This window comes from Paenibacillus sp. LK1 (genome assembly GCF_002750415.1).
GTDB classification, from domain to species: domain Bacteria; phylum Bacillota; class Bacilli; order Paenibacillales; family Paenibacillaceae; genus Paenibacillus; species Paenibacillus taichungensis.
In genome coordinates this window covers 351,656-365,108 of sequence record NZ_PEII01000001.1, presented here as the reverse complement: position 1 = coordinate 365,108, position 13,453 = coordinate 351,656, and the positions used below count along the sequence as shown (strand labels likewise).

Annotated in this window: 14 protein-coding genes; 8 read left to right on the top strand and 6 right to left on the bottom strand. The window is 46.4% G+C overall.

Annotated elements, in window-relative coordinates; genetic code table 11:
• Window positions 1–53: 53 nt before the first annotated feature.
• Window positions 54–2,144 (bottom strand): ABC transporter ATP-binding protein, encoded by a 2,091-nt coding sequence (locus CS562_RS01705; protein WP_099853208.1) that lies wholly within the window; start codon window positions 2,142–2,144, stop codon window positions 54–56.
• Window positions 2,145–2,156: 12 nt separating this feature from the next.
• Complete coding sequence (locus CS562_RS01700) at window positions 2,157–3,902, bottom strand: ABC transporter ATP-binding protein (RefSeq protein WP_076289564.1); 1,746 nt, start codon at window positions 3,900–3,902, stop codon at window positions 2,157–2,159.
• Window positions 3,903–4,433: 531 nt separating this feature from the next.
• On the opposite strand from CS562_RS01700, the gene CS562_RS01695 reads away from it, so the two are divergent.
• Both CS562_RS01695 and CS562_RS01690 read left to right on the top strand, forming a co-directional pair.
• Window positions 4,434–4,730 carry a HesB/YadR/YfhF family protein gene (locus CS562_RS01695; RefSeq protein WP_024630313.1) on the top strand — a complete coding sequence of 99 codons (297 nt, stop codon included), beginning with the start codon at window positions 4,434–4,436 and terminating at the stop codon, window positions 4,728–4,730.
• Between the two features lie 71 nt (window positions 4,731–4,801).
• A complete protein-coding gene (locus CS562_RS01690) occupies window positions 4,802–5,251 on the top strand; it encodes an NUDIX domain-containing protein (RefSeq protein ID WP_076289565.1) in 450 nt (149 codons plus the stop codon).
• 124 nt (window positions 5,252–5,375) lie between these two features.
• Here CS562_RS01690 and CS562_RS01685 read toward each other — a convergent pair whose 3' ends face one another.
• The 3 genes from CS562_RS01685 to CS562_RS01675 all read right to left on the bottom strand — a co-directional run bounded on the left by CS562_RS01685 (window position 5,376) and on the right by CS562_RS01675 (window position 7,524).
• Complete coding sequence (locus CS562_RS01685; protein WP_063566333.1) at window positions 5,376–5,891, bottom strand: hypothetical protein; 516 nt, start codon at window positions 5,889–5,891, stop codon at window positions 5,376–5,378.
• Between the two features lie 185 nt (window positions 5,892–6,076).
• Complete coding sequence (locus CS562_RS01680) at window positions 6,077–6,520, bottom strand: DUF441 domain-containing protein (protein ID WP_024630316.1); 444 nt, start codon at window positions 6,518–6,520, stop codon at window positions 6,077–6,079.
• A gap of 5 nt (window positions 6,521–6,525) precedes the next feature.
• Window positions 6,526–7,524: a YpdA family putative bacillithiol disulfide reductase gene (locus tag CS562_RS01675; RefSeq protein WP_099853206.1), complete on the bottom strand. Its 999-nt coding sequence runs from the start codon at window positions 7,522–7,524 to the stop codon at window positions 6,526–6,528.
• Window positions 7,525–7,699: 175 nt separating this feature from the next.
• On the opposite strand from CS562_RS01675, the gene CS562_RS01670 reads away from it, so the two are divergent.
• From CS562_RS01670 to CS562_RS32780, 6 genes are all read left to right on the top strand, one after another.
• Window positions 7,700–8,293 carry a DUF2087 domain-containing protein gene (locus CS562_RS01670; RefSeq protein ID WP_076289568.1) on the top strand — a complete coding sequence of 198 codons (594 nt, stop codon included), beginning with the start codon at window positions 7,700–7,702 and terminating at the stop codon, window positions 8,291–8,293.
• 484 nt (window positions 8,294–8,777) lie between these two features.
• A complete protein-coding gene (gene rsgA, locus CS562_RS01665) occupies window positions 8,778–9,869 on the top strand; it encodes a ribosome small subunit-dependent GTPase A (protein WP_257219302.1) in 1,092 nt (363 codons plus the stop codon).
• A gap of 56 nt (window positions 9,870–9,925) precedes the next feature.
• The gene (locus CS562_RS01660; RefSeq protein WP_076289569.1) at window positions 9,926–10,264 is read left to right on the top strand and encodes a L,D-transpeptidase; all 339 of its coding nucleotides are present in this window, start codon (window positions 9,926–9,928) and stop codon (window positions 10,262–10,264) included.
• A 66-nt stretch (window positions 10,265–10,330) separates the two neighbouring features.
• Complete coding sequence (locus tag CS562_RS01655; protein ID WP_180287002.1) at window positions 10,331–10,864, top strand: GNAT family N-acetyltransferase; 534 nt, start codon at window positions 10,331–10,333, stop codon at window positions 10,862–10,864.
• Window positions 10,865–11,036: 172 nt separating this feature from the next.
• Complete coding sequence (locus tag CS562_RS01650; RefSeq protein ID WP_099853202.1) at window positions 11,037–12,512, top strand: aldehyde dehydrogenase family protein; 1,476 nt, start codon at window positions 11,037–11,039, stop codon at window positions 12,510–12,512.
• Window positions 12,513–12,760: 248 nt separating this feature from the next.
• Window positions 12,761–12,913 carry a hypothetical protein gene (locus CS562_RS32780; RefSeq protein WP_170867771.1) on the top strand — a complete coding sequence of 51 codons (153 nt, stop codon included), beginning with the start codon at window positions 12,761–12,763 and terminating at the stop codon, window positions 12,911–12,913.
• Window positions 12,914–13,039: 126 nt separating this feature from the next.
• On the opposite strand, the gene CS562_RS33300 is transcribed toward CS562_RS32780, so the two are convergent.
• A complete protein-coding gene (locus CS562_RS33300) occupies window positions 13,040–13,279 on the bottom strand; it encodes a hypothetical protein (RefSeq protein WP_063566326.1) in 240 nt (79 codons plus the stop codon).
• Window positions 13,280–13,453 lie beyond the last annotated feature (174 nt).

Sequence of the window (13,453 nt, the reverse complement as noted above, 5' to 3'; positions counted from 1 at the left end):
CGCGGGCATATCGGTTATTTGTTGAAGTATATCTGCATTTATTCCCGGTTTACTTACACGCCGCCTCCAGCAAAGGAGGAAGTGGTTCGAATGGACTCGCCCAGTGGGTTGTTTTCATTCGTATTCGGTGCTGCTTGGGCACCTTGCTGTAGCTGATACATCTGATAATAGCGACCTTTCAGTTCCATCAATTCATCATGTGCACCTTGTTCAACGATCCGTCCGCGATGCAGGACCAGAATCTGGTCTGCTGAACGAATGGTGGACAGACGGTGGGCGATGATGAAAGTGGTCCGTCCTTTTTTGAGGACTTCGAGCGCGTTTTGAATTAATGCTTCCGTTTCGGTATCAATATTCGCCGTAGCTTCATCGAGAATCAGAATGGCTGGATCGAATGCCAGTGCACGAGCAAAGGAGATCAATTGCCGTTGTCCGGCAGATAATGTGCTTCCTTTTTCGATAACCGGCTCGTCGAATCCTTGCGGTAGATGGGCGAGAATTCGCTCAGCACCTACATCGCGCAGCGCCTGTTCAATCTGTGCACGAGTAATCTGTTCATCTCCGAGACTGACATTGGAAGCCACGGTACCCGTGAATAGGTACGGATCTTGCAGTACAATGCCCATATGTTCGCGAATCCACTGTTTAGGCAGATCCTTCACGTTCTGACCGTCAATCGTGATCTTGCCCTTTTGTGGATCATAGAACCGGAACAGCAGGTTGATGATCGAGCTTTTACCGGAACCGGTATGGCCCACCAGGGCGACCGTTTGACCTTGCGAGGCTTTGAACGAGATGTTGTTTAGCACATAATCTTTTTTATAGGCAAAAGATACATCGTCAAACACAACATTTCCTTTGTACCTCGGCATCGAGCCATCGGTTACCGGTTCACCTTTCTCATCCATCAGTTCAAATACACGTCCGGCGGATACCATAGAGGAGTCCAGGTTCGCGAGTTGGTTCACCATACCTGTAATTGGCTGGAACAAACGTCCGAGAACGTCAACGAATGCATACAGTACACCCAGCGAGATGATACTCGTGCCGTCCAGCACACTAGAGCCGAAGTACCACAGGACAACGGCAAAAGCCATATTCCGCAGGACGTTAACCAGGTTGTGTGAGGTGAAAGCGTTCAGGTTGAGCATTTTGTTCTGGTGTTTCATATAATCATCATTCAGATCCTCGAATTCCTGCTTGGTCTGTTTCTGATGACGGAATACCCGGATAATGGACATCCCCTGAATGGACTCGTTAATAATCGCATTAATTTCACTCAGACGTGAACGAATGATCGTGTTGTACCGAGTTGCGATTTTACGATAAAGCACAATCCACAGAACCAGCATCGGTACAACGAACAGCGAGATCAATCCGAGGCGGAAATCCAGCAGGAAGAGCGCAACGTACACTCCAGTAATCGTAATGATGCCTGAGAAAAAGTTCGACAGAACGGCAACGAACAGATCCTTGACGGCTTCGGTATCGTTGGTGACCCGGGAGACCACTTTACCTGCGGGCAGGTTGTCGAAAAAATGTACGGGCAATCGCTGGATGTGTGCATACACATCGTTACGGAGTCTTTGAATGACTTTGTTGGCAGATGATTGTAACCAGTATGTTTTACCAAACTCCATAATGACTGAGATGACAAGGAAGATCATGTAATACACAATCAGCTGATAGATGCTTGGCATTTCCGGTTTGTAAAAGGCAAATAGTTCACCAGCGGATAAAGGCACCGCCGCATATTGACCCGTCACTTCGCCTGCGCGTGTAACCGTCAGTGTTCCGTCCGCGTATGTTCGATCCCCATCGGGGGCACTAACGGGTTCATTTACAAAATAAAAACTTCTACCGGCTTGCAGTACGCGTACTTCGGTACCTTTCGTTTCTTCCGGTTCAAACCGGCCTTCACGTTTGTAGTTCTTTCCATTGTAGACCGCTGCTTCGCTAGAAGCAGTAGTCTCATAGAAAGGCTGCTCAATAGCAAGCAAATGATTGTCGATCATGGACTTGGCGATGAAAGGGCCGGCAAGCTCGGCGGCAACTCCAATCGTAAGCATAATTAAAGCGGCAATAAACGTGCCTTTGGCTTTTAGGGCATATTGAAGCAGCCGTTTGCCTGTATTAGACTTCAAAGCGTTAACCTCCTACGTGGACAAATTAGACTCCACCTGCTGCCGTTCATACTGTTCACGGTACCAGCCGTTCATAGCAAGCAGTTCCTGATGGGTTCCTTCTTCCGTTATTTTCCCGTGCTCCAGTACGATGATTCGGTCTGCGTGTTCAATAGCGGACAGGCGGTGAGTCGAGATCAGCGTAGTTTTGCCCGAGCGTTTGTTGCGTATATTTTCGATAATTTTAGCTTCGGTTCTTGCATCGACGGCGGATAAAGCATCATCCAAAATCAAAATGTCTGGATCGGCGATAAAGGCACGCGCCAGCGATACACGCTGTTTCTGTCCACCGGACAGCGCAATTCCTTTTTCACCAACGAGTGTGTCCAGACCATCGGATAAAGTGCCCAGATCTCCGTCAAAGGCTGCGGTGCGAATCGCTTCCATAATTACATTATCATCAGCACCAGGCTTACCGAATTGAATGTTCTGACGGACTGATTTGGAGAACAGCACCTGTTCCTGTGGAACATATCCAATCCAGCTGTGCAGGTCATCTTTGGCGATATCCTGAATCGGATGACCGGAGATGCTTAACTTACCCGATCCGGCCGGGTATTCATGAAGCAATTGTTTGAGCAGGGTGGATTTCCCGCTACCTGTACGTCCCACGATCCCCAGTGTCTGCCCGCGTCGAAGTGAAAAGCTGACATGACTTAGATTGTCTACAGTAGAACTAGGATAACGGAAGGTAACATCCTGCATGGCGATTTCTTCAGGATTAGTAATATGAGCAGGCTGCTCAACATCTTTCACGGCAGGTTCTACAGACAGCGTCTCGTTAACACGATCGAGTGAGGCACTACCACGCTGCATCAGGTTAATCAACTCGCCAATCGCAAACATTGGCCAGATCATCATCCCCAGGTACATATTGAACGATACGAGATCCCCTAGGGTAATTTCATTATGAAAAACAAGATAAATGCCGTAGGCAAGTGCAATCACATAACTGAGTCCGACACATAACCGGATGGTAGGTTCGAACAGTGCATCCATCTTGGCAACGGCCAGATTTTTGCGGTACACATCTTCAGTGACATCAGCGAACCTTTTCTCGTCCAGACGTTCCTGAACATAGGCACGCACAACTCGAATGCCGGCAATAGACTCAAGCACCTGATCGTTCATATCCCCGAATGCATCCTGTGCCAGTGTGTATCGTTGATGGACAGCTTTACCATAGATCATCATGGCGATGGCGATAAAAGGCAGAGGCAGAATTGCGGCCAGGGTCAGTTTCCAGCTAACCAGAAAACCCATGGCGAATAATACGGTTGCCAGAAAAGCAGTGGAGTCGGTTAACGTCAGCATGCCGAAGCCTGCTGTGGTAGCAATGGAACGAAGATCATTTGTGGCACGCGCCATCAGATCGCCGGTTCTGTTTTTCTCAAAAAAGGGCGGGGTCATTCGCAGCAAATGGTCCATAAAGCGTGACCGCAGCAAGCGTTCAACCAGATTGGCACCGCCAAACAGTTTGTGCATCCATATGTACGTTGTCAAATAGATAATGATGACCGATCCTAGAATAAGTAAAATGTAACGTGTGAGTGAGGCGCCGGTGATGGAACCGCGTACAATCTCGTCAATGGCATTGCCCAGAAGACGAGGTGGCAGCAGTTCAATGATGCCCACCATAATAAGCAAGGTGACACCAATGAGGTATCGTTTGCGTTCCAGCCGGAAAAACCAGGCCAGATTTTTAAGTACAGAGAACAAGTGGTATCCCTTCCTTTCAAGTTCGTGAAATGCATGTTCCGTTCATGTTCAGCCATTTGAGCCCACAAAAAAAGACATACCGCACGCAGGCGGTATGTCTTGGGTATCATTCATACGGCAGCATGGCTCCGAGAGCAGAGCCACCACCGTAGATAAAGTTCGATTGTGAGAGTACAAAACAGCAAACCTGAGTAGAGGCTTCTGTGATGCGGTCTTATGAACGGAATAACGATTTCATGGGTGCTCCGGTATTTAGTTGTATGCTGAATTGATGTAGATCGTCATTGTTAAACACCGTAACCACCCTTTCTTTTTTGGTAATAAATTGCATGTAGATCTCGTATGTTTGCATCTTAACACCGAGTTTTACAATCTGTCAAACGTTTTTCCAAAACAGAAGATGCAGCGCAATGTGATGGAATTATGACAAGTAAATGAACTTTTTTTGCGTATTTGGGGTGGTTGAGGTTTGTAATCAGGCCATTGTAGCGATATGATGGAACATATATATAGAGAAGGAGCTGACACCAAATGAGTACCATACATGTATCTGACCGCGCTGCTCGCTGGTATAAGGAAGAACTGAATTTGAACGAAGGAGACAGCATTCGATTCTTCGCCCGTTATAGCTCCGGCGGAGGTCTTCATCCTGGCTTCTCCCTCGGAATCGCCGTGGAGGAACCGAGACATCCTGCTGATCAAACGAAGGTATCGGGTATCCAATTTTTTATGGAAGATCATGATTACTGGTATCTGAAAGGTCATCAACTTCATGTAGATGTTGTTGAAGAAGGACAGGATATCGAATATCGCTACACCGAGATTTAACGTAATATCTCTGCGTATATAGAATGGCTCATCACCGGTCGCACCGATTTTCGAACAGGAGGAGATACGACATGAATCCGCCAGCCCGAGATTTGGCCCAGTATATCGCGAATCGCTCTCATATTGTTGTTAAGGCGGCGGTTCGGGCCGAGAATGAACAAGGTGAATTATTGCTGATCCAGCATGCTGAACACGGACATTGGCGTATTCCTGCGGGACAGATGCGCCCGGGAGAAGCCATTGAGGACACCGCGCACAGGGAACTGTGGGAAGAGACGGGGTGGACCACCAATCATATGATACTTGAAGGTTTGCATTCCGGTCCGAATCTGAGACATTTGCATGCCAGTGGGGATGAAGAATATTTTGTGATTGCCATGTTCAGGGCACAAATTGTTCAGGATTCGCTTGTAGAATCACGAGTAAATAGCGAGGCCGGGCTGAAGTTTTTTGATCTCAAGTCATTGCCCAGGCTGAATGATCTTAGCCGCTTGCTACTGAGGTCTTTCGAAATAGAATAAACGGAAAAAAGAAGAAGCCTTTCCTGCCCGGAAGGCTTCTTCTTGTTGTGGAAATCACAATCTAAATGGACCAATGTCCATGAGTAGGATAATCACTCTCGTGAATCAGCAGTTCCTGGCCTAACTAGACTTGATCAAGCGGTTCTTCATCATCCATCGCAAAATCAAAATCGTCAATATCGAAGACCTGCACGGGAGATGCCGATTCAATAATACGTGCGATCAATTCGACCTGATCGGTAAGTATAGGGGTATCTAGGCGCTGTGAAGTGAGAAGCAGCTCGGTCTCAATGGGATCAAAATATTCACCATATTGTGCGGTATCAACCGCATTAATAATGGCGATGGAGACCTGGTCACCGAACAAAATGGACGGACTTTTGGCCCAGGGAACAGCCAGGGCACGCTCTATTTTTTTCTTATTCAATGGTTCTTCAAAATAAGAAATCATTTCATTAATCTTGGATTTCACATGCTGGTCATCCGCCGGATTATCCATCAAAGGGTCAGGGCTGGTCTGAAATTCATATAACTCCAGGATGGTGGTGTAAGGAACAATATATTCAACAGGCGCCGGCGGCGCGAGTAATTGACCGTAAATTGCCACCATCACGGCTTCTGTAACAAACTGACGTGACATGGGTTCCTGAATCCTCCTGCGGCCATTAATAGTTGCGAGATGAATCAATTTTCTTTTGTATGATGGATCATCAAATTGATTTCTCTGCTATGGACTTGGGTGCTTGAATTGCATGAATAGAAGTATATCATACAACGGTGGGAAAAACAGCCAGTCCGCAGAAGGATGTCAAGTCCCAACTTTGATCATGATTTTCCGAGCAGTAAGGATAAAATTCCTGCTGCAATCAGGGGACCAACCGGTACACCTTTGAACAAGGCAACCCCAAGCACCGTACCAATAAGCAGCCCGGCAACGACGGTTGGCTGTGTACTCATCAGAGTAGCTCCTCGTCCTCCCAGATGGGCGACAAGTAATCCTACACCAATGGCGAGCAGCGATTTCCAGTGCAGAAAAGACTCTCCAATCGTCTGTAAACTGATTTTGCCACTGGCGAGAGGTGCCATAACACCAATGGTCAGGATGATGATACCGATTGTAAGTCCATACTTTTCCAGCCACGGAAAAGCCTGATTAAGGTTCAGCACCCGCAGCAACAACAGAAATACCATGGCTACGGTTACGGGTGTATTACTGCTGATAATACCTAGCGCGGCAAACACGAGCAACAGCAGTGAGGTCATATCCATCGATTTCATTCCCTTTCGGTCTGCCCGCGATGACGACCTACAATATGTTCTGCAATATATCTTCCATGCCAGCGCCCGGATTCAATAAACACTTCATTGGCATTGCGGCCTGAAGCGATTACTCCACCAACGTATACGCCTGGTACACTACTCTCCATTGTCTGTGGGTCATATACGGGTTTATCCATATCCTCAGACATCTCCACACCTACGGAAGAAAGCAGCTTGCGGTCAGGACGGAAACCGGTCAAGGCCAGCACAAAGTCATTGTCGAGTTCACTTGTGGAGCCATCAGAATGGAGCAAACGAATGGAATCATCCAAAATTTCATTTACACGTGAGCCAAGGTGCAGTGAGATTTTGCCTTTTTGCACCATGCTTTCGAACAATGGACGAACCCATGGTTTAATATGTTCCGAAACACCGCTCCCACGATAAACCATGTCAATATGTGCACCGACACGAACCAGTTCCATGGCAGCATCGACAGCTGAATTACTGCCTCCAATAATGGCGACACGTGTGCGTGTGTAAGGATGAGCTTCACGGAAATAATGAGTGACTTTATCCTTGTCTTCGCCAGGGATGCCAAGATAGTTAGGGTGGTCAAAATAACCTGTAGCAACAACGACATTTCGTCCTTTATGAACGATTGTCTGCCCACGACGATTGACCGTATGTACCTCGAACGTGCCATCGTCTTTACGTTTGATTTCTTGGGCTTCTTCATAGTTATGAACACGCAGGCCGAAATGTTCGGCTACCTTGCGATAATAGGCGAGTGCCTCGTAACGAAAAGGTTTGTCGTTCGGTGTGCTGAATGGAACATTCCCGATCTCAAGCAATTCCGCTGTACTGAAAAACTGCATATGGGTTGGATACAGATAAATAGATTGGACGATATTGTACTTTTCAACAATTACAGCGGACAGTCCCAGCCGCTCGCATTCAATGGCAGCAGATAGACCGCATGGGCCTCCGCCGATAATAATGACATCTTCCATGTTCTTAATCCTCCTTATTTCAAGCACTATAATCCTACCGTAAATATGGGTTTAATGCCAGTTCAAGAAGGATACGGACGTAAAGAATTGATCTTGATCCTGGGGAATTGACTTAAGAAAGGGAAAAGATTAATATCAAATTAGATGATCATCTAACGAAAGTGAGTTGAACGAAATGCAACTGGAGAAGATTGTGGCTTACCATAAAGCCTTGGCTGATCCGACTCGACTTCGGATGCTGCTGCTGTTATCCCAGGGAGAACTGCATGGTCAAGCGCTTGCCGAGAAGCTTAACTTGTCTCAGCCAACCGTTACACATCATGCATCCAAGCTAAGAGAAGCAGCGCTAATCAAGGAACGCAGAGAGAAAAATACGGTGTTTTTCTCGCTCAATCCCTATTTTATCCGGGAGCACGCGCAGGCTTCAGTTGATTTTATTTTTAGACAAGAGGAGGTTGCCGATATGAGTGATGTGAATGAGACGCTGAAGGCATCTGTAATGCGGAATTTCTTCTCGAAGGATGGACGATTGCGTCAGATCCCGGCTCAATATAAGAAAAAGCTGATTGTACTGGGTCATTTGGTGGAGCAACTGGAATTCGGACGGAAATATACGGAGAAAGAGATCAATGCATTCATTCAAAACTATCATGAGGATTTTGCCACTATTCGTCGGGAGTTTATCATGCACCAGTTCATGTACCGGGAAGATGGGATCTATGAACTGAATCCGAAGGAAATGTGGACAAAATGGGATCAAGTGAAATAATTGAAAAATAATTAAACTTGACAAAAGCGGTTGAAGCTGTGTAACATGATGGATAATTCTACAAGGGAGGCGATGTTAAATGACAAATCTAATGGCAGTATACGTTAATTTGAATATGAACAGCGTCTCCGGAACGGATCAATGCATGTAATTTTTTACGGCAGTTGGACAGTATTGTTAGCAATATTGTCCACATGTACGTAACACAGAATAACATGCACAGATGAAGCCACGGGTGACGTACCCGTGGCTTTTTGTATGCCAAAAATGGGTTGTTTCTGGATAACGAGTATCGGATTGGCGTAATGATGCTTCTGATATGAATGCGATAAAAACAATCATGTATTCGGCTAACTTCTTGTTTCCGCGGGTGTATTGCCGATCGTGGCTTATTTGGTTTTGATACCGGACCGGAGCGTTCATTGTTGATTGTTGTCAATGTCAATAAAGGATAACACACCAATTATCGGGAGGAATTTTTATTTTGAATAACACGATGGAGAAATACGGCTGGTCTACAAAGTGGCAGGAGTTGTGGCAGCAGACGGGTATGGAAGAACAATTAAGAAAACCAGCAAGAATTATTGCGGATCACGGGCAATTGCTTCGCCTGATTACGGCTGAGGGAGAGTGCTGGGGACGGATATCGGGACGGATGCGTCATGATAATGAAGAGACTGGCATTGTACCAGCCGTTGGGGATTGGGTGGCTGTTACAGGGCAAGCTGGAGAAGAAGCCATCATTCACAGCATTGTGCCACGTCAGAGCAGGGTATCCAGACAAGCCGCTGGTCCAGTGACCAAAGAGCAATTGATTGCGGCGAATGTGGATACATTGCTGATTGTTGCCGCTCTTAATCATGATTTTAATCTGAGACGGCTCGAAAGATACATTATGATGGCCTGGAATGGTGGAGTCAGACCTGTCATCATTCTAAGTAAAAGTGATCTGAGCGAGAATGTGGAAGAACAAATTTCGCTGGTGGAAGGCATTGCTCCTGGAATTGAAGTGTTGGCAATATCGGCTGTTCAGGATCAGGGCAAAACTTTACTTGAAAAATTTCTGTCTCCAGGCACAACGGTAGCCCTGACGGGTTCTTCCGGTAGTGGCAAGTCTACCCTGGTCAACTGGATGATGGGCGAAAGCGTACAGATTACGCAGGCCGTTCGTGAGGACGACAGCCGTGGACGACATACGACCACTCATCGGGAAATATTTGTACTGCCGCAGGGAGCAGTATTGATTGACACGCCGGGAATGCGTGAACTCAATCTGTGGGATGAAGGTCAGGATGGTTTGTCACATGCCTTTGGTGAAATTGAGCAGCTTGCAACGGAATGCAGGTTTCAGGATTGCACGCATACCCGGGAAGCCGGTTGCGCCGTGAAGGAGGCTGTTCAGGAAGGTTCGTTGGATGAAAAAAGGCTGGGCAACTACTTGAAAATGCAAAAGGAACTGAAATTTCAGCAGCGCAAGGAAGATGCCGCATCTAAACGACGTACTGCTTCAAGCAAACCCGTCAGTTCACGCAAACCGAAACATGTCCGCAGTACAAAAGACTGGGAAGAGGCCTGAGACCAGGTGGGCATCCCTCTATATCCTGCATAGGATAGATTAGGAGGGATGCCATCATGCCAGATTACAGCATCATCGTGGACCTGTCGGATCATATGTTATATCTTTTGGATGGCTCACAGGTGGTTAAGGGCTATCCTGTCGCTATAGGCAAGGTGCTCACGCAGACGCCTAACGGCGTGTTTACGATTATTAACAAACAAGAGAACCCTGGAGGGCCATTTGGCGTTCTTTGGATGGGGTTGTCGGCGCCGCATTATGGGATTCATGGAACCAATGATCCTTCATCCATTGGCAAGTCCGTTTCTCATGGATGCATACGCATGTATAACTCGGATGTGCTGGACCTTTCTTCCAAAGTGTCAGTCGGTACACAAGTAACGATCCGGCCCTAGGGCCGGATTTATCTGATGAAGGGGATTGTAAAGTCACGGCTTGGCCGAGAGAAAGGGAGTAATAACATGCAAATCAGACCAGCGCGTGAAGGGGATGCGGAAGCCGTAGCCCATGTACATACAGAGAGTTGGAAGACAACATATCGAGGGATCGTGCCGGATGATTTTTTGGACAATCTGACTACAGAATCAAGGTTGTCCCAATGGGAACGAAATATCCGTTCTGGCGAAAAGGATCAGATTCTGGTGGTGGCTGAGCAGGAAGATGGGAAAATTGTCGGATTCGCCTGCGGTGGAAAGGAACGTGAAGGCAAATTGCCTTACGATGCTGAGTTGTTTGCTATTTATTTACTGAAAGAAGTACAACAAACGGGTATCGGCCAGCAGCTGGCGAAACACGTCGTTCGTTATCTCCATTCCCTGGACATGAGAAACTTGTTGATCTGGGCACTGGAGCAAAATTCAGCCTGTCGTTTCTATGAAAAAATGGGCGGAATCCCTGTCCAAACACAGCAAATCCGAATTTGGGGTCAAGATCTGTTAGAGGTTGCTTATGGTTGGGAGGACTTGACTCTATTTGGAGAGAACGGTTCCCAGTAGTTGAATAAATGCAAATTTAGATTAATCTATTAGGCTTTGAGAAGCATCTTCCCTTCTGAGGATGCAAGGATTTCATCTGTTCTTCACGTTTGCGCAATCCTTAACAAGGTTAATGAACTACTACACCGTTTTGAGGTGAGATATTCAATCTTGATTGGGAGGCGTTATTCAGATGACTTTAATGGAGACAGAACATACAACATGGACGAAACAATTTATTAATGGCGAATGGGTAGAAGGCTCCGGCGAGAAAACAGTGGAAAATATAAATCCGTATACGGGAGAGGTCATCGTAATCTGGCGATCCTCGAACAAGGAAGATATAGATCAGGCATATGAGGCGGCTCAAAAGAGTTCGGTGGAATGGAAGAAATCCCTACCGGCGGTAAAAGAAGGTGTACTCCGCAAAGTTTCGGCTCTATTAGTAGAGCGCAAAGAGGAAATTGTAAAACTGCTGATTACGGAGTCCGGGAGCACGCGCATCAAGGCGGAGGCGGAGTTTGCTTCTGCGAAACGGATTGTGGATGAAGCAGCTTCGTTCCCTTATCGGATGAAGGGGGAGATTCTGCCCTCAAATACACCTGGGAAAGAGAATCGAGTTTTGCGTGAGCCCAAGGGAGTTATCGGCGTGATCGGCCCTTGGAATTTTCCTTTGCACCTGTGTCTGCGTTCCGTAGCTCCGGCTATTGCTTTGGGTAATGGAGTCGTTATTAAGCCTGCGTCCGATACGCCGATTACGGCTGGTTGGCTTATTGCTGATCTTTTTGAGCAGGCTGGATTGCCTGAAGGTGTACTGAATGTGGTTGCTGGAAGCGGGAGTGAGATTGGGGATTATTTTGTAGCGCATCCGGTACCCAAAGTCATTTCCTTTACTGGCTCCACAGAGGTGGGGCAGGGCATCGGTAAACTCGCAGGTGAGCATTTGAAAGAAACTGCGCTTGAACTTGGGGGAAACAATGCGATGATTGTTCTGAAAGATGCCGATATCGAACGTGCTGCAGAGTCTGCGGTGTTCGGTAAATTTCTGCATCAGGGGCAAATCTGTATGGCACTTAATCGTATTATTGTGCATGCTGATATTTACGATAAGTTTGTGGAATCCTTTGTCGCCAAAACGAAAAAAATTCAGGCAGGTGATCCTTCGGATTCCCAAACGCTGGTAGGTCCGCTCATTCGTGAGAAGGAAGTGGAGCGCCTGCTGGACTTGATTAAGGGAGCCAAGGCAGAAGGAGCAAGATTGCTGCTTGGCGGTACTAGCAAAGGCAGTGTGCTGGAGCCGACCATACTCGCAGATGTGAAACCGGAGCAGCATATTGTGCAACAGGAACTGTTTGGACCTGTCGCGGTATTAATGAAAGCGAAGGATGAGCAGGAGGCCGTGCGTTTGGCGAATGATACGCCTTATGGATTGAGCGGCTCCGTATTCACCGGAAATCTGGAGAGAGGGTATCAAGTTGCCCAGCAGATTGAATCGGGCATGGTGCATGTAAATGATCAATCCGTGAACGATGAGGCGCATGTGATGTTTGGTGGTGAGAAATCATCGGGTATTGGTCGTTTCGGTGGCGATTGGGCGATTGAAAAGTTCACACGGACTCGCTGGATCAGCATTCAGCATCAATATCGGGAATATCCCGGAGTTCAATAATTCGACAGTGAACATGGATTAGAAAACGTTCTGTTTTATAATCAGCTAGGGTTCGAGAAAGAGTGACAAAGATTGCGCAGAGTCCGCCACATACTTGATGAGGCGGCCTTTTGCATGTTTTTACACGTTTGAAAAACAGGCGAGGAAATGGTGTGAATAAGCTGTTTGGTATACCTGTAATCTGGTTATTTATGGATACACGGGCAGAACAGATCCGTAAATCCAATAGGTAAAGGGGCCTGAACTTCATGTCCATTGACCGTTTCATTCTGAGAAAGCTGAATACTTGTCAGGAAGAAAATACGCGTGATAATCTGGTTCGGTTGTTTGTCATTAGAATCCAAAAGGCCGAGATGGAAGAAGAACATGAAAATGCTTATGTCGTCAGCCGATTGCATTAGAAATAGATAAAAGAGATGTGGTACACAAAAAAAGGAAGCTTGTCCTTAGCGGCAAGCTTCCTTTTCCTTATGTTCGCGAATGAATGAATTCGCAGTTTCCATGTTGAATTAAACAACTGACTCATCTTAATAAAGCGATAAGGCGAGGGAGTCATTTTCGCTACGGCTGTGAAGAATGGCTTCACCACCGACAATCTCAATACTAATCAAAGATTGCAGACATTTCTGTAAAGCACGTTTACCATTGCTAATCTTGTTCTCAAGTGCACTGCTAAGCAATCGTAGTGTCTTTTGTACAGGTTGTTTGTTTTCTTGATTGAAATATACAGGGATTGATTTGTTTTGAAAAGTTATTAGTGTTCTCACTAGAAATCACCTCACGAGAGTTATTTCTTACTGGTTATATTAAATTCCAATGCTTAAAATTACCTTAAAATCAGCTTATGAAAACATAAAGGTGAGCAATGTTTGAAAAGTGTTCACAATTCAATTGTGGGCGAAGCATTAAAAAGTCCCGAAAAATCAATTCGAAGCTCCCAT